This is a genomic window from Gluconacetobacter takamatsuzukensis (genome assembly GCF_014174275.1).
Classification (GTDB): domain Bacteria; phylum Pseudomonadota; class Alphaproteobacteria; order Acetobacterales; family Acetobacteraceae; genus Gluconacetobacter; species Gluconacetobacter takamatsuzukensis.
Genome location: NZ_JABEQK010000007.1, coordinates 163,765 through 185,460, shown reverse-complemented (window position 1 = coordinate 185,460; position 21,696 = coordinate 163,765). Strand labels below are relative to the sequence as shown.

Annotated in this window: 17 protein-coding genes; 9 read left to right on the top strand and 8 right to left on the bottom strand. The window is 69.0% G+C overall.

Annotated elements, in window-relative coordinates:
* Nucleotides 1-245: 245 nt before the first annotated feature.
* The 3 genes from amaB to hglS all read right to left on the bottom strand — a co-directional run bounded on the left by amaB (nucleotide 246) and on the right by hglS (nucleotide 4,567).
* Entirely contained in the window at nucleotides 246-1,766 is a 1,521-nt protein-coding gene (gene amaB, locus HLH27_RS10775) for an L-piperidine-6-carboxylate dehydrogenase (RefSeq protein WP_182950026.1), read from the bottom strand.
* A gap of 77 nt (nucleotides 1,767-1,843) precedes the next feature.
* Nucleotides 1,844-3,139 carry an NAD(P)/FAD-dependent oxidoreductase gene (locus HLH27_RS10770; protein WP_182950025.1) on the bottom strand — a complete coding sequence of 432 codons (1,296 nt, stop codon included), beginning with the start codon at nucleotides 3,137-3,139 and terminating at the stop codon, nucleotides 1,844-1,846.
* Between the two features lie 48 nt (nucleotides 3,140-3,187).
* Nucleotides 3,188-4,567 carry a 2-oxoadipate dioxygenase/decarboxylase HglS gene (hglS, locus tag HLH27_RS10765; protein ID WP_338029888.1) on the bottom strand — a complete coding sequence of 460 codons (1,380 nt, stop codon included), beginning with the start codon at nucleotides 4,565-4,567 and terminating at the stop codon, nucleotides 3,188-3,190.
* Nucleotides 4,568-4,724: 157 nt separating this feature from the next.
* Here hglS and HLH27_RS10760 point away from each other — a divergent pair, with 157 nt between their 5' ends.
* The 7 genes from HLH27_RS10760 (at nucleotide 4,725) to HLH27_RS10730 (ending at nucleotide 11,672) form a co-directional block, all read left to right on the top strand.
* Nucleotides 4,725-5,633 carry a LysR substrate-binding domain-containing protein gene (locus tag HLH27_RS10760; RefSeq protein ID WP_182950024.1) on the top strand — a complete coding sequence of 303 codons (909 nt, stop codon included), beginning with the start codon at nucleotides 4,725-4,727 and terminating at the stop codon, nucleotides 5,631-5,633.
* A 145-nt stretch (nucleotides 5,634-5,778) separates the two neighbouring features.
* Nucleotides 5,779-6,975, top strand: coding sequence for an MFS transporter (locus tag HLH27_RS10755; RefSeq protein WP_182950023.1), 1,197 nt, complete (start codon nucleotides 5,779-5,781; stop codon nucleotides 6,973-6,975).
* A gap of 899 nt (nucleotides 6,976-7,874) precedes the next feature.
* Nucleotides 7,875-8,432 (top strand): hypothetical protein, encoded by a 558-nt coding sequence (locus HLH27_RS10750; protein WP_182950022.1) that lies wholly within the window; start codon nucleotides 7,875-7,877, stop codon nucleotides 8,430-8,432.
* A gap of 136 nt (nucleotides 8,433-8,568) precedes the next feature.
* On the top strand, nucleotides 8,569-8,961 hold the full coding sequence (locus tag HLH27_RS10745) for a CidA/LrgA family protein (protein WP_182950021.1): 393 nt from the start codon (nucleotides 8,569-8,571) through the stop codon (nucleotides 8,959-8,961).
* Entirely contained in the window at nucleotides 8,958-9,677 is a 720-nt protein-coding gene (locus HLH27_RS10740; RefSeq protein ID WP_182950020.1) for an LrgB family protein, read from the top strand. Before HLH27_RS10745 ends, HLH27_RS10740 begins: the two co-directional genes overlap by 4 nt.
* Nucleotides 9,678-9,830: 153 nt before the next feature.
* Nucleotides 9,831-10,430, top strand: coding sequence for a TetR/AcrR family transcriptional regulator (locus HLH27_RS10735; RefSeq protein ID WP_182950019.1), 600 nt, complete (start codon nucleotides 9,831-9,833; stop codon nucleotides 10,428-10,430).
* A gap of 84 nt (nucleotides 10,431-10,514) precedes the next feature.
* Entirely contained in the window at nucleotides 10,515-11,672 is a 1,158-nt protein-coding gene (locus tag HLH27_RS10730; protein ID WP_182950018.1) for an iron-containing alcohol dehydrogenase, read from the top strand.
* A gap of 105 nt (nucleotides 11,673-11,777) precedes the next feature.
* Here the strand turns inward: HLH27_RS10730 and HLH27_RS10725 are convergent, their stop codons facing one another.
* Nucleotides 11,778-13,268, bottom strand: a complete 1,491-nt coding sequence (locus HLH27_RS10725) for a peptide MFS transporter (RefSeq protein WP_182950017.1) — start codon at nucleotides 13,266-13,268, stop codon at nucleotides 11,778-11,780.
* A 299-nt stretch (nucleotides 13,269-13,567) separates the two neighbouring features.
* On the opposite strand from HLH27_RS10725, the gene HLH27_RS10720 reads away from it, so the two are divergent.
* Nucleotides 13,568-14,482, top strand: a complete 915-nt coding sequence (locus tag HLH27_RS10720; protein ID WP_182950016.1) for an alpha/beta hydrolase family protein — start codon at nucleotides 13,568-13,570, stop codon at nucleotides 14,480-14,482.
* A gap of 30 nt (nucleotides 14,483-14,512) precedes the next feature.
* Here the strand turns inward: HLH27_RS10720 and HLH27_RS10715 are convergent, their stop codons facing one another.
* The 4 genes from HLH27_RS10715 to HLH27_RS10700 all read right to left on the bottom strand — a co-directional run bounded on the left by HLH27_RS10715 (nucleotide 14,513) and on the right by HLH27_RS10700 (nucleotide 20,948).
* Entirely contained in the window at nucleotides 14,513-16,045 is a 1,533-nt protein-coding gene (locus HLH27_RS10715) for a globin-coupled sensor protein (protein WP_275943905.1), read from the bottom strand.
* Nucleotides 16,046-16,485: 440 nt separating this feature from the next.
* Nucleotides 16,486-17,349: a polyphosphate kinase 2 gene (ppk2, locus tag HLH27_RS10710; RefSeq protein ID WP_408870830.1), complete on the bottom strand. Its 864-nt coding sequence runs from the start codon at nucleotides 17,347-17,349 to the stop codon at nucleotides 16,486-16,488.
* 488 nt (nucleotides 17,350-17,837) lie between these two features.
* On the bottom strand, nucleotides 17,838-19,373 hold the full coding sequence (locus HLH27_RS10705; protein WP_246375755.1) for a carbohydrate porin: 1,536 nt from the start codon (nucleotides 19,371-19,373) through the stop codon (nucleotides 17,838-17,840).
* Nucleotides 19,374-19,382: 9 nt separating this feature from the next.
* On the bottom strand, nucleotides 19,383-20,948 hold the full coding sequence (locus HLH27_RS10700) for an inorganic phosphate transporter (RefSeq protein WP_182950096.1): 1,566 nt from the start codon (nucleotides 20,946-20,948) through the stop codon (nucleotides 19,383-19,385).
* Between the two features lie 215 nt (nucleotides 20,949-21,163).
* Between HLH27_RS10700 and HLH27_RS10695 the strand changes: the two genes are divergently transcribed.
* On the top strand, nucleotides 21,164-21,694 hold the full coding sequence (locus HLH27_RS10695; protein ID WP_182950013.1) for a GNAT family N-acetyltransferase: 531 nt from the start codon (nucleotides 21,164-21,166) through the stop codon (nucleotides 21,692-21,694).
* Nucleotides 21,695-21,696: the final 2 nt, after the last annotated feature.

The following is a 21,696-nucleotide window of genomic DNA, read 5'->3' as shown; positions in this document are numbered from 1 at the left end:
CGGGCACGTCTCTTGTCATGGACGTTTCGGGATCTGGTGGGTGAACGGGCTCGCCGCGTGGCGGTTCTGTCATTTGCAGGCAGGTGACAAGCAGATCGACCACAAGCGGGCCTAGCATGCACGTTTTGCCCGCATTGGGCTTCGAAGGCGTTTGCAAACGCGGCCTGCGGGGTGGGAGGCGTTTGGTCGCCCCTGCTGTCTTCACTTATGGCGGCGGTCGGGGCATTTCGCCCCGACCTGCCGTGTCAGCCGATGTCGAAGGTGACGCCCTGGGCCAGCGGGAGGGTGCGGCCGTAATTGATGGCGTTGGTCTGGCGGCGCATATAGGCGCGCCAGGCGTCGGAGCCGGATTCGCGGCCGCCGCCGGTTTCCTTCTCGCCGCCGAAGGCGCCGCCGATTTCGGCGCCGGAGGGGCCCATGTTGACGTTGGCGATGCCGCAATCGGAGCCCGAACCGGACAGGAACTGCTCGATCTCGCGCAGATCGTTGCCGAAGATGGAGGAGGACAGGCCCTGGGGCACGTCGTTCTGCAACGCGATGGCGTCTTCCAGATCGGTGTATTTGAGAACATACAGGATCGGGGCGAAGGTTTCCTGACGGACCGGGCCGGTCTGGGCGGGCATTTCCACCAGGGCGGGGCGGGCGTAGAACGAGCCGGGGCCGTTGACGTCGACCCGGCCGCCGCCATGCACGATGCCGCCATGGGCCGTGGCGTCGCGCAGGGTGGCCTGCATGGCCTCGAACGACGCGCCGTCGATCAGCGGGCCCACCAGCGCGTCGCTGTCGATCGGGCTGCCGACCGAGATGCGCTGGTAGACCTGCGTCAGGCGGGGCACCAGCGCGTCATAGACGCTTTCGTGCACGATCAGGCGGCGCAGGGTGGTGCAGCGCTGACCGGCCGTGCCCATGGCGCCGAAGGCCACCGCGCGCAGCGTCAGTTCCAGGTCGGCCGACGGCGTGACGATGGAGGCGTTGTTGCCGCCCAGTTCCAGGATCGACTTGCCGAAGCGGCGCGCCACGCGCTCGCCCACGACGCGGCCCATGCGGGTGGAGCCGGTGGCCGAGACGACCGGCACGCGCGGGTCGTCCACCAGCAGTTCGCCGATCTCGCGCCCGCCGATCAGCAGCGTGCCGAGACCCGCCGGCGCGTCGTCGCCGAAGCGGGACACCGCGCGGTCGAACAGGGCCTGCACCGCCAGCGCGGTCAGCGGGGTCTTTTCCGAAGGTTTCCACACCACCGGGTCGCCGCAGACGAAGGCCAGCGCCGCGTTCCACGACCAGACCGCCACCGGGAAATTGAAGGCCGAGATCACGCCGACCACGCCCGCCGGGTGCCATTGCTCGGTCAGGCGGTGATCCGGGCGTTCCGACTGGATCGTCAGGCCGTAGAGCTGGCGCGACAGGCCGACCGCGAAGTCGCAGATATCGATCATTTCCTGGACCTCGCCCAGGCCCTCGGACACTACCTTGCCGACCTCGAGCGTGACCAGGCGGCCCAGCGCGGCCTTGCTGGCGCGCAGTTCCTCGCCCAGCAGGCGCACCAGCTCGCCACGGCGCGGCGCGGGGACGCGGCGCCATGCCTTGAAGGCCTCGGCCGCCGCGCCGATCGTGCGGCGCGCGTCGTCCGCGCTGCTTTCGACCACCCGCGCGATTTCCTCGCCCGTCACGGGGGAGCGCACGGCCAGCGTGCCGCCCGTGAACCGCGCGGCCGGGACGCCCAGGCGTACCAGCAGGTCGTGCACCTCGGAAGCTATCAGGTTTGTCATCGTCTCTTCGCTTTCTTGCTTCATGCGTGCTGGGTTCTTTGTTCTTTTTCTTCAGAAAAAGAAGAGCCCTTTCCTTCCTAAAATCGCGCCGCGACCAGATGCGCGGCGGCCGAGCCATATTCGTACAATGCCTCTCGCGCCCATCTTGCGCGTGCCGGGACGGCGTTCGTGACCGGCAGGGGCAGTTCGGACTCGGATACCACGCCGCGCGTGAAATCGGCCAGCACGCGGCCGAAGACCGTGCCGGGGGCGATGCCGCGCCCGTTATAGCCGCTGATGGACACCACGTTTTCCGCCGGGCGATGCAGGCGGGGCAGGTCGTCGACCGTCATGCCGATGCTGCCGAACCATTCGCTCTCGAACCCTATCCCCGCGAGCTGGGGGTAGATCCGCGCCAGGGCGCGGGCCGCCCAGTGCCGGTGCACGGCCTGCCCTGCCCCGCGCAGCGCGCCCACGCTGCCGATGACCAGGCGGCCGGCGCGGTCGAGCCGGAAGGAGGTCAGGATGTTCTTCGTATCCCACGCGCCCTGCTTCTTCGGCAGGACCGTGGCCAGTTGGGCGGCGTCCAGCGGTACCGTGGCGATGTTGAAATAGGGCAGATGGATCAGCTCGGTCCGGATTTCGGGCCACAGCGTAGCGGTATCGGCCTTCGTATACGCGTTGGTGGCCACGATGATCTTTTCGACGCGCACGCTGCCGGAGCCGGTCCGCAGGCGCCAGCGTCCGGCTTCCTGCGCCGCGGAGAGGACGGGGCTGGCGGTGTGAATCCGTGCCCCTGCCCCCAGGGCCGCCGCCGCCAGGCCGCGCGCGTAGGCCAGCGGCTGGATGGTGCCGGCCCGGGCGTCCAGCAGCGCGCCGGCATAGGCGCGGCTGCCGACCTTCTCGCGCGTTTCGTCGCGGTCCAGCAGGCGGACGGGGGCGCCCAGGCGCTGCCACTGGCGCGTGCGTTCCTTGAGGCTGACCAGGCCCATATTGCCCACCCCGCAATGCAGCGTGCCGGTATGTTCGGCCTCGCACGCCATGCCGTGCTGCGCCACCAGGTCGAACACCACGGAGGGCGCGTCGCCCAGCAGGCGGAGGATGCGCGGGCCGTGGACCGGCCCCAGGCCGGCGATGACGTTGCTGGGCATGACCCACAGGCCGGCATTGACCAGCCCGACATTGCGGCCGGAGCCGCCGAACCCGACCTCCTCGGCCTCCAGCACCACCACCGACACGCCGGCCGAGGCCAGGTGGAGGGCGGCCGACAGGCCGGTATAGCCCGCGCCGACGATGGCGATGTCGGCCTCGATATCCCCGGCCAGGGGCATGGTGGCGGGCGGAGGGGGAGCAGAGTGCTCCCACAATCCATGGCTGCGGGGGTCGTTTTTCATCGGTGGCTTCTTGGGGTTCTTTTCATCGGGGGCCGCGATGGCCCCGGATCACGCGGAGGCCGCGCCGTGCAGGGCGTGGCGGGTGGCGGCGATGGATTGGTCCTGGATCGCCGCGTAGAGGGTGCATTCGTCCTGCACCGCGGCGCCCAGCGCGGCCTCGAAGCCCGCGCGGTCGGCGTTGGCCGCGTAGTCCGCCCCGCCGCCGCCGCCCAGGTTGGAGCGGAAGATGCCGGCCGCGCTGACGGGCAAGAAGTCCTCGTAGGTGATGGGCGTGGCCACGGCCGCGCCGGCGCGCACCAGGTCGTCGATCGGGGCGTCGGCCGACAGGCCCGGCGGCAGGGAGGCGCCGGCCGGGGCGTAGCGGAAATAGGCGAGGCCCTGCGTGCGCAGTTCGTCCTCGGAATCCGGAAACCGGGTGAAGGCGCGTTGCAGCCGCGTGGCATAGGGCTGGTCGGCCGGCCCGTCGTCGCGCGCCGTGCGCAGCAGGCGGTCGTACAGGGCCCGGCCCTTCGGGGTCAGGGCCATGCCGCGCTGTTCGATCTCGCCGAAGCGGGCGGTGTGGCAGCCACCCTGGCCCGTGCCGGCGTCGTCGCGGAACAGGATCGGTTCCTCCAGCGCCGCGAAGCTGGTCTGGCGCAGCAGGATCGGGCAGGCGCGGCGGGGCGGGCCCTCGACCACGTCCTTGGCCCGCATGCCGCAGGCGGGCATTTCGGCCTGGGCCGCGTCGATATCCAGCGTGCGGGGCGTGAGGTGGTTGATATGCGGGCCCTTGAAGCACACCACGTCCGCGATCAGGCGATGTGCGTCGTGCAGGCGGCGGTAGGTGGCGGCGCTGACCGTGGCCTCGCGGTGCCAGCGGAAGGTTTCCAGCGCCTCGCGCACGAACAGGTCGGCCTGCGCGTCGGCAAGGCCGCCTTCGGCCTCGGCTTGCGCGATCAGGGCCAGCGCGCCGGGGGTGAAGATGTGCCGGGCCGCGAGGATGCGTTCGGCCTCGGCCCGCAGGGCGGTGTCCGCGATCAGGTCCAGCCGCAGCAGGGAGGTGAAGACACGGAACGGATTGCGGGCCAGGGCCGCGTCGTCCACCGGCCGGAAGGCGGTGGAATGGACCGGGATGCCCGCCGCCGACAGGTCGTAATAGCCCACCGGGGCCATGCCCATGACGGCGAACAGGCGGCGCATGGTGGCCAGTTCGGCCGCCGTGCCCAGCCGGATGGCGCCGTGGCGTTCCACATCCAGCCGGTCCAGCGCGCCGGTGGCCGCCAGCCGAGCCCTGAGGGCCGGGTCGGCTTGCAGGACCTGTGCGTTGATGCGCGCCACCAGGTCGGTCAGCGTGCCGTATTGCGGTACTTCCTGACGGTACATGTCCGACATGGCCCGCGCGAAGCGGGCCCGGATTTCGTCCGCGCTGATCATCCCGGTCTTGTTCACACCATCCCCGCCCCGTCGGGGTACCGCTGCGCGGCATGCCTCTTATTCCGATTCCACATCATTCGCGAGGGCGCGTCGCCTTTCAAACGATAAAGGAAGCTGACATCATGCGGATCTGGAATGACCCGCCCCACGCGCAACCTGGTCCCGGGCCGACATGGCGACTCCACGACGTTTCCTGCCCCCTACCCTGCTGCTGCATTCCTTCGAGGCGGCGGCGCGGCTGGAGAGCTTTACCGCCGCCGCGCGGGAGCTGCACCTGACGCAGAGCGCGATCAGCCGGCATATCCGCGCGCTGGAGCAGCAATTGGGGGCCGGGCTGTTTGTCCGCGACCGGCAGACGGTGCGCCTGACGCTGGCGGGCGAGGCCTATGCCCGCGAGGTTCGCGATGCGCTGCGCCATATCGCCACCGCCACGCTGGGCTTTCGTGCCAACCCGACCGGGGGGGCCGTCAACCTGGGCGTGCTGCCGACCTTCGGTGCCCAGTGGCTGGCCCCCCGGCTGCCGGATTTCATGCGTGCGCACCCGGACATTACGATCAACCTGATGTCCCGGCCCCTGCCCTTCGATTTTTCGGGCGATACACTGCATGCCGCCATCCATTTCGGCGCGGCCGAGTGGACGGGGGCGGAGGTGGATTTCCTGATGGCGGAAGAGGTGGTGGCGACGTGCAGCCCGGCGCTGCTGGCCCGCCATGCCTTTCGCACCCCCGCCGACCTGCTGGGGGCGCCGCTGCTGCATCTGGTCTCACGCCCCGACGCGTGGGAGAGGTGGTTTGCCGCGCAGGGGGTGGAGGCGCTGAAGGTGCACGGCATGTTGTGCGACCAGTTCGCCTTCATCGCGCAGGCCGCCGCCGCCGGGGCGGGGGTTGCGCTGCTGCCGCGCTTTCTGGTCGCGGACCTGCTGGAGAGCGGGCGGCTGGTGGAGCTGCCGGGCGGGATGCTGCGCAGCGAGGGGGCCTATTACCTGGCCTATCCGCCGAACCATGGCAGCTACGGACCCTTTCGGACCTTTCGCGACTGGCTGCTGAAGGCTGCCGGGGCGGCAGGGGGGGAAGCGGGGTAAAGGGGGCCGGGGCCCCGGGTGCCGGGCGGGGTTCAGCCTTTCGCAAACTGGCTATTTCGTTCCGGCGGCGGGGATGCCAGAAGGGTTTTCGAAGAATCGGCGTCAGACCGTATTTTCCGTTTCTGTATTCGCGACAGGTCCCCCCATGCTTTTCAAGACCCTGCCGACCAGTGCCGTCATCGGCCTGTGGGCGTTGTTTGCCTGTACCTTCACGGCGCTGACCAGCGAAGTGGCGCCTGTCGGCATCCTGATCGAGATGGCGCAGGGTTTCCGCATTCCCGAGGGCGAGGCGGGGCTGGCCGTCAGCGCCTTTGCGCTGATGGTGGCGCTGGGCGCCGTGCCGCTGACGATCATGACCGCGCATATCGACCGCAAGCGGCTGATGCTGGTTTCGCTGTCCGGCTATGTGCTGTCGAACCTGGTGATGGCGGTGGCGCCGACCTTTGCGCTGCTGTGCGCCGGGCGGCTGATCGGGGGGCTGGCGCATGCGCTGCTGATGTCGATCGTTTCGGCCTATGCCGCGCGGCTGGTGCCGCAGAGCATGACGGGGCGGGCCATTTCGTTCGTCTATGGCGGGACCTCGCTGGGGGCCATCCTGGGCGTGCCGGGGGCGGCGGCGGTGGGGCATCTGGCGGGGTGGCGGACCGCCATGTTCGTCATGACCGCGCTGGCCGCCGTGCTGACGCTGTGCATTGCGTTTTTCCTGCCGCCGGTTTCGGCCGCCGCGCATGTGCGCAACAGCCTGCCGGGGGTTGCGTCGCGGAAGGTCATGCGGATCTTCCTGGTCGTGGTGGCGGTGGATGCCGTGTTCTTCTTCGCGCACAACCTGCTGTACACCTATGTGGCGCCGCTGCTGCTGGACCATGGGCTGACGAGCGGCACGCTGAGCATCGCCCTGCTGCTGACGGGGGCGCTGAGCATTCTCGGCCTGTGGGGGGCCGGGCAGTTCGTGGACCGCAACCCGGGGGCCGGGCTGCTGGGCGGCGGGCTGGCCATGCTGATCGGCATGGGGCTGATGTACGGGCATATCCTGTCCGGCTGGGCGGCGGTGGGGGCCGTGGGGCTGTGGTGCATCGGCTATTCGGCCATCATCCCCTTCGTGATGTCCGGTGCGATCCGGGCCCGGGCGACGCGCCCGGACGTGGCCGGCGCCGCGATCAATGCCGCCAGCAACGTAGGTATTCTGCTGGGGTCGGCCGCCGGCGGGCAGGTGCTGACCCATGCCGGGTTCGGCGTGCTGACGCCGCTGGCCGTTGCCGTGGCGCTGGGGGGGATTCTGCTGGGCTTCTGCAATCCCGCCGCGTTTCCGCACAGCCTGCCGCCTGCCGGGCATGATGAGTGAGGCGGTGTGAGCGGGCCGGTGCGGGAAGCGGTTCGTCACGATGTCACAATTATTTCATGGCCGGGGTGTCGTCGATCGGATAAGAGCGACCCGCTGTGCAAAACCCCCCTTGGCCGGGCCTTCGGGCCCGGCCTCTTTTTTTTGTGCGGGCCTTTTGCCGGGGTTGCGAGAACAAACCGGGAAGAACAGGGCAAGCTTGGTCCGATTCAAGCGCCAGTGGCGTCTGCCCACAGAGTTATCCAGAGGGGTATCCCCGGAATCTGTGGATAATCGTCGGGAGGGGGCCGAGGGGGGCGAGTGGAGAAATGGCGGTTTTCCGCCATTCTTGGATTGATTTCATCCGTCTGCCGAAAGGCCCTTGATTCCGTGTCAATTTTATGACTGCCCCGGGTGGAAAACCATTCACAGCCGGAGGGGGATGTGGGTGCGGGTATCGTGGTGACGGGGCGTCTTTTCGCCCTGCCCGCCGATGCGATGCCGGAGGGGCGCGGCGGCGGAACAAACCAAGAAAGGCGGGGTTCGGCGCGTTGCGGCCTGTTCCGGGACAAGCCATCCACAGAGTTATCCAGAAGGGTACCCCCGGAATCTGTGGATAATCGTCGGGAGGGGGCCGAGGGGGGCGATTCCGAAAATGGCTGTTTTCTGCCGTTTTTGCGCAGTCAAGAGAGGAAGCGCCGAATATCGGCGATTCCGGTACGCTTTTTGGTGCCGCCGTCGGGCGAAACAATTCACAGCTTGACGACGATTCACGCTTGACTCCCCAAGGGGGCCGATTGGCGGCGGATTCTTTGCGAATCCGGCCGGGCCGCGACGGGGGCGGCCTTTGATTTCGGGTTTCGGCGCCGCCGGGTATAGAATCGGGCACGCATCCAAAGCGATACAGGAAGGCTGACGGCATCATGGCAAGCGCGAGACCCTTCGTCATCCCCTCTCTGGCCGCGCTGCTGGTCGGGCTTGCCCTGTCGGCCCCCGCGCTGGCGGACGCGCCGCCTGCGGCCGCGCCGCTGCCGCCGGATTGCGCGGCGGGGGCGCCGCCACTGCCCGAGGCGCTGCGCGGATGGGCGGTGCCCGCGCACATGGCGGCGGCCGGCACCGTGTCGGCGCTGGATCACGCCGTGCTGGCACCCGGGCAGGCGGTGATGCTGGCGCTGCGGGCGACGCCGGATGTGAGCTATGCCCTGCAGCCGGACGAGCCGGGCGGGACGGTGAGTTCGGGCGGCATGGTGGCCTTCGACGCGCCTGTGGCCGGGACCTACCGGGTGATGCTGAACGCCCGCGCGTGGCTGGATGTGGTGCGCGGGGGGAGTGCCGTTGCCTCGACCCACCACGAGCACGGGCCGGCATGCAGCAGCATCGGCAAGATGGTCGATTTTGCGCTGCCGGCCGGGCGCGCGATCATCCAGCTGAGCGGCAGCGGGACGCCGGAAATCGAGATCATGGTGGTGGCGGCGCCGTAGGGCGAGGCGCGCGGGGGGCGGATCGAGAGCGTTCGGGCGGGTTCGGGCGGTCTCGGCTGTCGCATTTTCGCGATCATGTTGTTATCCCGTGCGAACCGGTCCTCCGGCGAGGGGACCTGCACCAGGGGAGGCCGCGATGCCGTCGGCGATGCTCGTTCTTGTCGGATGCCAGCTTGTGGGCGAATTGCTGCGCGCCACGTTTCAGGTGCCGATTCCCGGCCCGGTCATCGGCATGTTCCTGCTGGCGCTGGTGCTGGGCATCCGCGCGAAGCGGACCGGCACCGGGCGGACGCCCGCGCCGCTGAAGCCCGTGGCGGAGGGGCTGATCGCCAATATGGGCCTGCTGTTCGTGCCCGCCGGGGTGGGAATCATTGCCGAGGCCGGGGTGATCCGCAAGGAATGGCTGCCGATCGTGGTGGCGGTTGCGGGGTCGACGATCCTGAGCCTGATCGTGACCGCGCTGGTCATGCACTGGACGCTGCGGCCCGCCCATGCCGACGGCGCCGACCATGAGGGGGGCGTGTCGTGAACGCGGCCCTGCATCATCTGTGGACGCCGCTTTCGGCCACGCCGCTGCTGTGGCTGGTGGTGACGCTGGCGGCCTATGTCGTCGGCCGGCAGGTGCAGCGGGCCTGCGGCGGGTCGCCCTTTGCCAGCCCGGTGCTGATCGCGATCCTGATCGTGGGCGCGACGCTGCTGGGGACCGGGACCACCTACGACACCTATTTTGCCGGTGCGCAGTTCATCCATTTCCTGCTGGGACCGGTGACGGTGGCGCTGGCGGTGCCGCTGGCGGAGAATTTCGCGCTGGTGCGGCGCCATCTGTCGAGCATCGGCCTTGCGCTGCTGGCCGGGTCCCTGACCTCGGTGATCAGCGGGGTGGGGCTGGTCTGGCTGCTGGGGGGGTCGCGCAGCGTGGCGCTGTCGATGGCGCCCAAGGCGGTGACGACGCCGATTGCCATGGCGGTGTCGGACCAGATCGGCGGGGTGCCGGCGCTGACCGCGTCGCTGGCGATCCTGGGTGGTATCCTGGCCGCCATCATCGGGCGGCATATGCTGGCGCGCTTCCAGATCGACGACTGGCGGGCGCATGGGCTGGCCGCCGGGGTGGCCGGCAGCGGGATCGCCGCCGCGCAGGTGGCCGCGCTGGACGAGGTGGGGGCGGCCTTCGCCGCGCTGGGGATCGGGCTGAACGGGCTGCTGACGGCGCTGCTGGTTCCGCTGCTGGCGGCGCTGTGGCGGTAGGGTAAGGGCGGCCGGGGGGCCGCTGCGGCGCGGCTGGGCGCCGGGCGTTTCGGCCCGGTGTTTCCGGTCGGGTGTTTCTGGTGGGGTCTCCGAGGGTATTTCGGAGCATGGGTGCACTAGACGACTGGTCTAATGCGGGATAGTCTGCCGGGCATGAACGCAGCTTCCGTCCATCACGATGTGCGCCGCCATATCCTGGATACGGCGCGGCCGATCATCGGCAGCAAGGGATTTTCGGCGGTCGGGCTGAATGAGATCCTGTGTGCCGCGGAGATTCCCAAAGGGTCGTTCTATCATTACTTCGCCTCGAAGGAGGCGTTCGGCGAGGCGTTGCTGGAGCAGTATTTCACGGCCTATCTGGCGCGGATCGACGGGTTGCTGGAGCAGCGGGAGGGCACCGCCGGCACGCGGTTCATGACCTATCTGGGCCAGTGGCGCGATGCGCATGTCGCCGGGACGGTGCACGACCATTGCCTGGCCGTGAAGCTGGGTGCCGAGGTCTGCGACCTGTCGGAGCGGATGCGGCTGATCCTGCAGGACGGGGCGACCGCCGTGGTGGACCGGCTGGCCCGTTTTATCGTCGCCGGGCGGCAGGATGGATCGCTGCCCGTGGCGGAGGAGGCGCGGCCGCTGGCGGCTGCCGTGTACCAGCTATGGCTGGGGGCGACGCTGCTGGCGAAATTTACCCGCGACCGGCAGCCGTTCGACGATGCCATGGCGGCCACCCGCCGGATGCTGGGCCTGCCGGCCTGACCTGAATTTTTACCGGAGCGGAGGTCGGGGCCGGGCCCCGCTTGCGCACGATTGCGCCGGGTTGCCCGGCGGCGAGGAGACACCATGCAGAATTTCGAATTCTACAATCCGACCCGGATCCTGTTCGGCAAGGGTACGATCGCGCAGCTTGCCGACCATGTGCCGGCCGAGGCGCGGGTGCTGGTGCTGTATGGCGGTGCCAGCGCCGAGAAGAACGGCACGCTGGCCGAGGTGCGTGCCGCGCTGGGTGCGCGCACGGTGCGCGAATTCGGCGGGATCGAGGCCAACCCGACCTATGAGACGCTGATGCGGGCGGTTGCGGCCATTCGTGCCGAGGGGCTGGATTTTCTGCTGGCGGTCGGCGGTGGATCGGTGATCGACGGCACGAAGTTCGTCGCCGCCGCCGTGAACCATGAGGGCGACGCATGGGACATCCTGCGCACCCATGGGGCCGACGTGACCGGGGCGCTGCCGTTCGGCAGTGTGCTGACGCTGCCGGCCACCGGGTCGGAGATGAACAGTTTCAGCGTCATTTCCCGCGCGGAGACGAAGGAGAAGCTGGCCTTCGGCAGCCCGTACGTCTTTCCGCGCTTCTCGGTTCTGGACCCGGAGAAGACCTATACGCTGCCGGTGCGGCAAGTGGCCAACGGGGTGGCCGATGCCTTTACGCACATCATGGAGCAATATCTGACCTATCCGGCCGGGGGCATGGCGCAGGACCGTTTTGCCGAAGGGCTGCTGCTGAGCCTGATCGAGATCGGGCCCAAGGTGCTGGCCGACCCGCACGATTACGATCTGCGCGCGAACCTGATGTGGATTGCGACCCTGGCGCTGAACGGGCTGATCGGTGCCGGTGTGCCGCAGGACTGGGCGACGCACATGATCGGCCACGAGCTGACGGCGCGCCACGATATCGACCATGCCCGCACGCTGGCCATCGTGCTGCCCGCCATGCTGCGCGTGCGCCGCGAGGCCAAGCGCGGCAAGCTGCTGCAATATGCCGAGCGGGTGTGGAACCTGCGCGAGGGCACCGAGGACGAGCGGATCGATGCCGCGATCGCGCGGACGCGGGCCTTCTTCGAAAGCCTGGACATTCCGACCCGCCTGTCGGCCTACGGGCTGGGCACCGAGACCATCGACGGGGTGATCGGGCAACTGGAACAGCATGGCATGACGGCGCTGGGCGAACACCAGGATGTGACGCTGGATGTCAGCCGGCGCGTGCTGGAAGCCAGCCTCTGAGACCGGGTCAGGCCAGGGCGCTGCCCTGGCCCCGGTCGTTTGGCAGCCGCTGAGGGTGCAGGCCCAAGGCTGCCGAACGGATCGGACGTTTTTTGGTTCTTTTTTTCAAAAAGGAACGGAAGCCGCGACATGCTGGCGATCCCACCGCCGTGCCAGCGGCAGCAGGGCCGCGAACAGGACCACGATCAGGCCGGCGGCGATGGCAAGGGTGAGGAACAGGCCGGCATAGGCCTGGGCCCCTGCCGCCGGGTGGGTGGGGGCGCCGGCGGCGAGGTTGGCGACCATGCTGCCGACATACATGGCAACGCCCATGGCCAGCAGGTACGAGCCCATCATGAACCCGCCCATGGCGGCGGGGACGTAGCGGGCGATCACGGCCAGGCCCAGCCCGCCGACCAGCAGTTCGCCCACCGCCAGCGCGCAATAGGCCGCGACCATGAACCAGGGCGAGACCAGCCCGGTGCCGCCCGACAGCGCGCCCAGCCACCAGATGACGAAGGCCAGCGTGACCAGGCTGTAGCCGAGGACGAATTTGCGCGCGATCGGCAGGTCGCGCCCCTGCCGGGCCAGGCGGCGGTAGAGGAAGGCCAGGATGGGGCTGGCCACCATGATCCAGATCGGGTTGAGGGCCTGGAACTGGCCGGCCGACATGTGAAACAGCGTGAACCCGCCCAGCGTGACGTCGCCGCGCACCGCGCGCAGGGCGAACAGGGTCAGCGACGTTGCGATCTGCTGGTAGAACACGAAATAGATCATGCCCTGGATCGACAGCATGTAGGCCATGCGCAGGCCCGGGCGCTGGGCCGGGGCCGCGCGGCGGTAGATGACCGCCCACATGGCCAGCACCGCCAGCGCGGCCAGCCACACGCAGGCCCGCGCCACGGAGGGGCGGTCGAGGACCAGGTGCAGGCCCGTGATCGTGGCCGCCATGCCCAGCAGCAGGCAGGCCACCGGGCCCGCCGCCAATGGCAGGAAATCGGGCGCCGAGCCGACATGGCGCAGCCGGCTGCGCAGGACCGTATAGACGCACAGGCCGAACAGCAGCCCGCCGGAGCAGGTGGCGAAGGAGGCGGCCGGGCCGAAATGGTCCTGCAACACGGGGGTCAGCAGGATCGATGCCGTGGAGCCGACATTGACGGCCATGTAGTAGAGAGTGAAGGCGGAATCGAGCGCCGTGTCGTCGCCTTCGTAGATGCGGCGGACCAGGTTGGCGGCGTTGGGCTTGAAGAACCCGTTGCCGGTCGCGATCAGCGCCATGGCCAGCGTCATGAGCCCCACATGGACCGTGGCCACCGCCAGCGCGGCATAGCCGCCCATCATGCAGGTGGCGCCCAGCAGCATGGCCCGGCGCGACCCCAGCACCCGGTCGCCCACCCAGCCGCCGACCACCGGCAGGGCATAGGCCATGGCCGCGAAGGCGCCCATCAGCAGGTTGGCCCGGGCATCGGCCATGCCGAGCTGGCGCACCATGAACAGCAGCAGCACGGCCTGCATGCCGTAATAGCCGAACCGCTCCCACAATTCGATCGCGACCACGACGGCGAAGGAGGAAGACCGCGTGGGCCGCGAGGAAACGGAAGAAGGGGCAGAGGGCATGAGGGTCCTGACAGGTGATCGGCGCATGGGGCAATGGGGTTGCGGGACCGCCCCGGTCGCGCCCGGGCGCGAGAGGGTGGTGGGTTCCCGTTGCGAATAGACGATCTGCCCGGGCGGGCAAGCGGGTGCGGGGCCGGGCGGCTTCACGAGACCGTTTTAACCGTTTCGACGCCGAACGGAAGCGGGGCGCACCCATTCGGCGCCGGCACGCGGGCAATGCGGCGCCGCCGCTGGCCCGGCCTGCCCGATATCGGCATGGTGCGCGGATGGCCCCATGGCGGGCGCGGAAAGGAGCAGGGATGGAACAGAGCCACGCGGACGCGGCGGGGCGTGCTGCGCACACGGTGGGCTATCGCGGCCTGACGGTCCACGATGCGGTGCAGGATGCGGCGATTGCGCTGGCGATTTTGTACCCCGCCGCCGGGACGCCCCAGCGGCGCCGGTTCGGCCCCTATTTCCTGCCCCTGAGCGACGGCCCGGTGGCGGGGGGCGACCGGCCGCTGGTCGTGCTGTCGCACGGCAATGGGGGGTCGCCCTGGGTTTATCGCGACCTGGCGATGGCGCTGGCGGCGCGCGGCTTCGTGATCGCCATGCCGAAACATCCCGGCAACAGCCTGAACGATGACGGGCTGGCCCGCACGCAGGCCAATCTGGAAAACCGCCCCCGGCATGTGTGCCTGAGCATTGCCGCCGCCTTTGCCGACCCGGTGGTGGGCCCTGCCCTGCGGCCCGGGCGGGTGGCGCTGATCGGCCATTCGCTGGGCACCTATACGGTGCTGGCGGCGGCGGGCGGGCAGCCCTGGAGCGGGGGGCGCGGCGCGGACGACCCGCCGCGCCGCATTGCCGTGACGCATGACCGGCACGTGCGCGCGCTGGTGCTGCTGGCGCCGGCGACCGGATGGTTTCGCCCGGCCGGCGCGCTGTCGGCGGTGCGCTGCCCGATTCTGATGCGCACGGCGGCCGAGGACGATGTGACGCCGCCGGCGCTGGCCGATATCGTGATGCGGGGGGTGCCCGACCCGGCGCTGGTCGATAACCGGTGCGTGCCGGGGGCGGGGCATTTCTCGTTTCTCAGCCCCTTCCCCGCGAACATGGTGCGCCCGGATTTTGCGCCGTCGCAGGACCCGCCGGGCTTCGACCGCGCCGCCTTCCAGCCCGTCATGGCCGAGGAGATCGGCGCCTTTCTGCACCGGACGATGGCCGGCCCCGCGTGAGGGGCGCGGGGGTGCCGCGCCGGGGGGCGTTCAATCGGTGTGGATCAGGGCCAGTTTGGGCTTCTTGCGTGCCGGTGTGGCCCGGCTGTCCCGGCCCGAGAGGGTGAAGCCCGCGACCATGCGCGTCAGCTCGTCGGAGGTTGCGACCAGGTTGCGCACCGCCGAGGCGCTCTGCTCGGCCACGATGGCGTTTTTCTGGGTCGTCTGTTCCAGGCCGCCCATGGCGATGTTCAGCTGGCTGATGCTGGCCGACTGTTCCTGCGTCGAGGCCGAGATGGTCGTCACCACGTCGTTGATCTGCATGACCTGCGACATGATGCGTTGCAGGGCCTCGCCGGCCTCGTGCACCAGTGCCACGCCGGACTTGACCTGGCCGCCCGAGAGGTTGATCAGCGCCGAGATTTCCCGCCCCGCATCGGCGGAGCGCTGCGCCAGGGCGCGGACCTCGCTGGCCACCACGGCGAAGCCGCGGCCGACGCTGCCGGCCCGCGCGGCCTCGACACTGGCATTGAGGGCCAGGATGTTGGTCTGGAACGAGATCTCGTTGATGATGCCGATGATGCCCGCCATTTCGCGGGAGGATTTCTCGATTTCCGCGATGGCCGCGATCGTGCCGTGGACGACGCTGCCCGCGTGCTCGGCATCGCTGCGGGCCATGTTGGCCATCTGGTCGGCCTTGCGCGTTTCCTCGGCCGTCCTGGTGACGCGCTGCGTGATCTGGCCCAGGGCGGCGGACATTTCCTCCTGCGTTGCGGCCTGCTGCTCGCTGCGGCGGGAGAGGTTTTCGGCGCCCTGGCGGATGCCGTCGGCGTTGACGACGATATCGCCCGCGTTGACCGCGATATTGCCCAGGCTGTGTTCCAGCGTTTCGGCCGTCTGGTTGAAATGCTGCTTGAGCGCGTGCAGGCGCTCGGGGATGCCGTCGCCCTCGATGCGATGGGTGAGGTCGCCCTTGGCCAGCGCCGTCAGGGCGTTGCCGATGGTTTCGATCACCGCGCGGTCTTCCTCGGCGCGGCGGTCCTGTTCCGCCTGCATCGCCAGGCGGGCCTTGTTGATGTCGTCCATGTAGGAGGACACCGTGAGGTCGATTTCGACCAGCACCGCCTTGCACAGGCTGCCGACCACGTCGGCCACGTTGCGCGCCGTGCGCGACGAGGTGCGCGACAGGAAGCCGCCGGACAGGAGGTCGCCGATGACGGAATGCAGCAGATGGTCGAGGATGATTCCGTAGCCGCCGATATAGGGGCTGGGTTCCAGCCCGATGCGGGCGTGGACGGAGCCGATCCCGCGGACCTTGTTGACGTATTCGTTATCGAAACGGGCGCTGGAGATGCGCTTCCAGTGCGTCTCCTGCGCGTGTTTCGCGTGGTCGATCTGGGTTTCGGAGGAAAAGAAGCCGCGTGTCCGCGGGCTGCGGCGGATCTGGGCGTAGAATTTATCCAGCGCCGCGGGCATTTCCCGGTCGATGAGAGCCTGAACAGATCGGAGGGCGCTACAGTCGCGTTCGCCCATTCCGATAAAATCTTGCCTGGATTTGAGGTCAGACAGATCGTGATTGTTCATAGTGAATCTCTCTTATACCTGACTGAGAGGTGCCGATGGGGGAGCATTTTTATTTTGGCTACCATAAATTTAATATTCGGATAATGAAAATTGCTTCGATGGCCTGTCGGCCGGATAGTAAACAAGAACCGTTCGCAGGAACTGTGCCCTGGCCGGCATCCGATTATGGCGGGTTGATCTTTCTGCCGGCTGGAAGGCACCCTTCCCTCCCCCGTTCATCGAGGACCCGCCATGTTATTGATTAATGGCTTTCTTCAAAACCCGTTCGTCTCAGGACCCTGTTCTGCATCCTGAAGGCAGCAGCCCCTGCCCCCAACGCCGGAGGGGCGCGGGTGGTTCGCCCGGTGCCGGGCGGAAGGCGGGCGTGGGGTGCCGGAGTGTCGGGGCCGGGGTGGCGGCCCCGTGGGCGCGGGGGCGCCGGGGGGCCGCGTGCGGCGCGGCTAATAGCGCGCGGGGACGATCATGGCATCCGGGGTCGGCTGCCGTTCGTAGTCGGGGTGGTGGACGCGGTCGGGCAGTACGACCTCGGGCCTGGGGACCGGGCCGTAGGGCACCAGCGAGAGCAGGTGGGCGATGCAGTTGAGGCGCGCGCGCTTCTTGTCGACGGCCTGCACCACCCACCAGGGGGCCTCGTCGATGCTGGAGCGTTCGAGCATCGTTTCCTTGGCGCGGGTATAGTCCTCCCACCTGCGGCGGCTTTCCAGGTCCATCGGGCTGAGCTTCCACTGTTTCAGCGGGTCTTCGATCCGCGCGCGGAAGCGGGCCTCCTGCTCGTCATCGGTGATGGAGAACCAGAACTTGACGATCTGGATGCCGCTGCGGGCGAGCATGCGTTCGAATTCGGGCACCGAGCGGAAGAATTCCTCGTATTCCGCTTCGGTGCAGAAGCCCATGACGCGTTCGACGCCGGCGCGGTTGTACCAGCTGCGGTCGAACAGGACGATTTCGCCGGCTGCCGGCAGGTGGGCCACGTAGCGCTGGAAATACCATTGCGTGCGCTCGCGGTCGTTGGGGGCCGGGAGGGCGGCGACGCGGCAGATGCGCGGGTTCAGCCGCTGGGTGATGCGCTTGATCGCGCCGCCCTTGCCGGCGGCGTCGCGGCCTTCGAAGATCACGACCAGGCGGTGGCCGGTTGCCTTGACCCAGTCCTGCAACTTGATCAGTTCGCCCTGGAGGCGGACCAGTTCGCGGAAATAGACGCGGCGGAATGCGCGGTCGGCGGCATCGAGCCTGCCGCCGATTGCTTCTTCCTCCAGGGAGAGTTCGAATTCCTCGTCCAGGTCGTCGATCAGTTCGCGGCGCATCTGCACGCGCTCGCGCTCTTCCGCCGACAGGCTGCCCAGATCCTCGTCATCCATCGTCGCACTCTCTCTCTTCCGCCCGCGCCCATGCGCCCACCGCCCGGAATAGGGTTTTCCAAAGCCCCGCGCCTTGAAATTTTCATGAAATCCCAGCCCGTGCCGCGATGAGCCTGTCCGGAAATGGGGGCTGGTGAGCGAGAGCGGCCCAACGGGCCGCGCCCGTCGTGTGTTCCCGAGCACCGGAGCGGAGCGGCCTGAATGGCCGTGAGCACCGGAGCACAGGGAACGCGCGTCGGATCGCCGCCAGCGCCCATTTACGGACAGGCGAGATGAGCCTGCCTGGAAATGGGGGTTGGTAAGCGAGAGTAGCCCGAAGGGCTGCGCCCGTCGTGTGTTCCCGAGCACCGGAGCGGAGCGGCCTATATGGCCGTGAGCACCGGAGCACAGGGAACGCGCGTCGGATCGCCACCAACGCCCATTTACAGGCAGGCTCAGAAGGTGGTGGTCAGGTTTAGGCCTAGCACGACACCGTTGGCGATGGGGTGGCCGGTCTGGGGGTCGAAACTGGTGCCGCCGACATGCCAGAAATACTGAAAATCGGGCTGGAGGATGAGGTAGGGGGTGACGGCGGCCTGGTAGGTGACTTCGACATGCTGTTCGGGCTTGAGCGCGCCGGCCAGGCTGGTGCCGAGGCGCATGGCGTCGCGCGCGTTTCCGATGGCGCGGCTGCCGTAGAAGCCGGTGCCCCAGGCGACGCCGATCGTGTCGTCGCCGCGGCCGGGGACCAGCCCGTCGAAGGTCACGCCGCCCTGGATTTCGGTCGCGAAGCGGTTGCGCGAGCCGTCGTTGGTGGTGGCGCGCATGAAGACATTGATGGTCTCGTTCGACCCTTTCGCGGCGCGCCAGATCATCTGGTCGGCCACCACGTACAGCATCCAGTTGTCGTGATGGTAGAGGGGCTGGCCCGTGCTGTCGGGGGAGGCCAGCAGGCCGCCGCGGCTGTCGTAGCGCTGGTCGGGGAAGCGGCCGGTGTCGTAGAGGCCGCCGACCTTCCATGTGCCGGGCAGGCTGGGGGCGTCCTTGCCGGCGGTCCAGCGGGCGACGTCGCCGGAGAACTGGGCCTCGCCGATGAAGAGGGTGCCGCCGCTGGTGGAGAAGGCGGTGCCCGAGGGGTCGCGCTGGGTGGGGGCGATGGTGCTGTAGAACGGGCCGCGCGTCGGGTTGTCGTCGGTGATGGCGCCCATCAGCACCAGCTGGTCGATGGGCATCCATTTCGCCCGGGCCCCCAGGGCCGAGAAGGGCCAGGACGGGCCGCCGGAATAGAGGTTGCTGGAGGTGGAGAGCGGCCAGCCGAAACTGGCATTGAGGAAGAACGAGGCGTTCTGGCTGACCAGGAATTCGGTATCGAGGTCGATCGACCCCACGCGGATATCCAGCCGGTCGTTGAAGAAGCCCTGGCCGTACCAGAGTTCGAACAGGCGGGTCGAGCGGCCGGCATCGTAGCCGCTGGCGGTGTTGAGGGCGCCGAGGCGCTCGCCCGTCAGGGAGCGGCCGCGGATCTGGAGCGCGCTGATGTTGAGCAGCCCGTCGCGCCAGCCCAGGCTGCGCTCGGTATCGACCATCAGGGTGACGGCCGTCATGCCGTCATAGGTGGGGCCGGGATGCAGGCCGCCGGCGGCGAGGCCCCAGAGTTCCTCGACATCCTGCACGTTGATGCGGATGCCGTGGCGCGCGAGCCACGGCCGGACGCCGCCGGCATTGCCCAGCAGTTCGGTGGTGGGGTCGTCGGAGGGCTGGACTTCCACCGGGGTCGGCGGGGGGAGCGGCACGCCGGAGGGCAGGATGTCGGTGACCTGCGGCGTGGTGGCGGACCGGGCGGCGCCGGGTGCCAGGGGGGAGAGCATGGCCAGGAGGGCCGCCGCCCGGCACAGGGCCCGGGCGGCATTGCGGGCCGTGGGGGCCGGGGCATGGAGGACATGCCCCGGGTCGCCGGCGGAGCGGCGTTGCGCACGGCTTTTCGCCGTCATGGCCTCGGATCAGAAGACATGCCTCAGGATAAAGAACAGCACGCCGCTGATCAACATCGCGGCCGGCAGGGTGATGACCCAGGCCATGGCCATGGTGCGCAGCGTGCGCCATTGCAGGCCCGAGCCCGCCGCCGCCATGGTGCCGGCCACGCCGCTGGAGAGGATATGGGTGGTGGAGACCGGCAGGCCGTAGCCCTCGGCCAGGCCGATCGTGCCCATTGCCACCAGTTCGGCCGAGGCGCCCTGGGCGTAGTTGAGGTGCGTCTTGCCGATTTTCTCGCCCACCGTGACGACGATGCGCTTCCAGCCCACCATCGTGCCCAGCCCCAGTGCCACCGCGACGGCGACCTTGACCCAGGTGGGGATGAAGCGCGTGCCGGCGTTCAGCTGCGCCATGAAATGCGTGAGGCCGGCGGCCTCGGTGCCTTCGAAGGCGCTGGTCTTGCCCAGCACGCGGATTGCGTCGGACACCAGGTACATGTCGGTGCGGACGTTGGGCACCTGGGCGGCGGGGATGGCGTCGAGGCTGCGATAGCCCTTGACCGCGCCCGCGATGTCGTCGGACAGCACGGCCAGCGCGGCGTAGACTTGGCCGTCGGCCACCTTGCGGTCGCGCAGGGCCGCCGTCACGCGCGCGCGGGCTGCCGCGACATCGTCGGTGCCGGGGCCCGTCATGTGATGGCGGAAGATGCCCGCCGCGTCGCCGGCCGACTGGACGAAGGCCGGCATGGCGGATTCCGGCATCGCGCGGTTGAGCGCGTAGGCGGTGGGGGCCGCGCCGATGAGGATGAGCATGATCAGGCCCATGCCCTTCTGCCCGTCATTGCCGCCGTGGAAATAGGAGACGCCGGTGCAGGTGCCGATCAGCAGGCCGCGAATCCATAGCGGCGGGGGGGTGTGGCCCTCGGGCGTTTCGAACAGGGTCCGGTTGCGCACCAGGACGCGGAACAGCCAGAACAGGGCCATGGACAGCACGAAGCCGCAGAGCGGGCTGAACAGCAGGGCGCTGAAGACCTTGGATACCTGCGACCAGTCGACGCCGTAGGTCGCGGCGCCGGCGGGGGCCATGAGCTGGTTGGCGATGCCCACCCCCATGATCGAGCCGATCAGGGCGTGCGAGGAGCTGTTGGGCACGCCCATGGCCCAGGTTGCGAGGTTCCAGACGATGGCGGCGACCAGCAGCGCGAAGATCATGGCGTAGCCCGCGCCGCTGCCGACCTGGAGGATGAGTTCGACCGGCAGCAGCGTGACCACGCTGTAGGCGACGGCGCCGGACGAGACCAGGACGCCCAGCAGGTTCCACAGGCCCGACCACACCACCGCCACCATGGGCGGCATGCTGTTGGTGTAGATCACGGTCGCGACGGCGTTGGCCGTGTCGTGGAAGCCGTTGACGAATTCGAAGCCCAGCGCGATCAGCAGCGCCAGCGCCAGCAGGGCGAACGCCCCGACGGCCAGCCCGTGCCCGCCCGCCGCCCGCAGGTCGGCCAGGACGCTGTAGCCGACGAAGCCCAGCGCGCAGGCCAGCACGGCCAGGAAGAAGATCCTGAACGCGGGGGTTCCCCCACTGTCCATTCTGGGGCGCAGAAAATGACTGCGCGGTGCGGTTGTGTCGGACAAGGTGATCCCCTTTTTGGCCGAAAGCGCCGTGATTGCGCGACATTCGGCGGAAAATCGGGGGCAGAAACAGTGAAGTTATTTTGAAAGGGGAACCCCCTGCCCGTGCCCGGTGCGGCCTTTCCGTGCAATATCCGCGGGATGATCGCCGCGTGCCGCATGGAAGGATGACGATGCCCGAGCCCTCCCGCCCCATGGTCGAGACCGACCGGCTGCGCCTAGCGCTGCACGAAAGCGCCGATTTCGGGCCGCTGGCCGAGATGTGGGCCGACCCGGCCGTGGTGCGCCATATCAGCGGCAAGCCGGCCACCGCGCAGGAAAGCTGGGCGCGGCTGCTGCGCTATCGCGGCCTGTGGGCGGTGCTGGGGTTTGGCTACTGGTGCGTGCGTACCCGCGACGGGGACCGGTATGTGGGCGATGTGGGGTTTGCCGATTTCAGGCGCGATACCGACCCGGTGCTGGGCGGCGTGCCCGAGGCCGGCTGGGTGCTGGCGCCGTGGGCCCATGGCCGGGGCTATGCGACCGAGGCCCTGCGCGGCGCGCTGGACTGGCTGGACCGCATGACGCCGCATCGGCGGGCGGTGTGCCTGGTGGACCCGGAGAACGGGCCCTCGCTCCGCGTGGCGGAGAAGACGGGGTTTCTGCCGGCCGGGCCGATCCGCGTGGGGGCGGAGCAGGCGCTGCTGCTGGAACGCCGGTGGTGAGG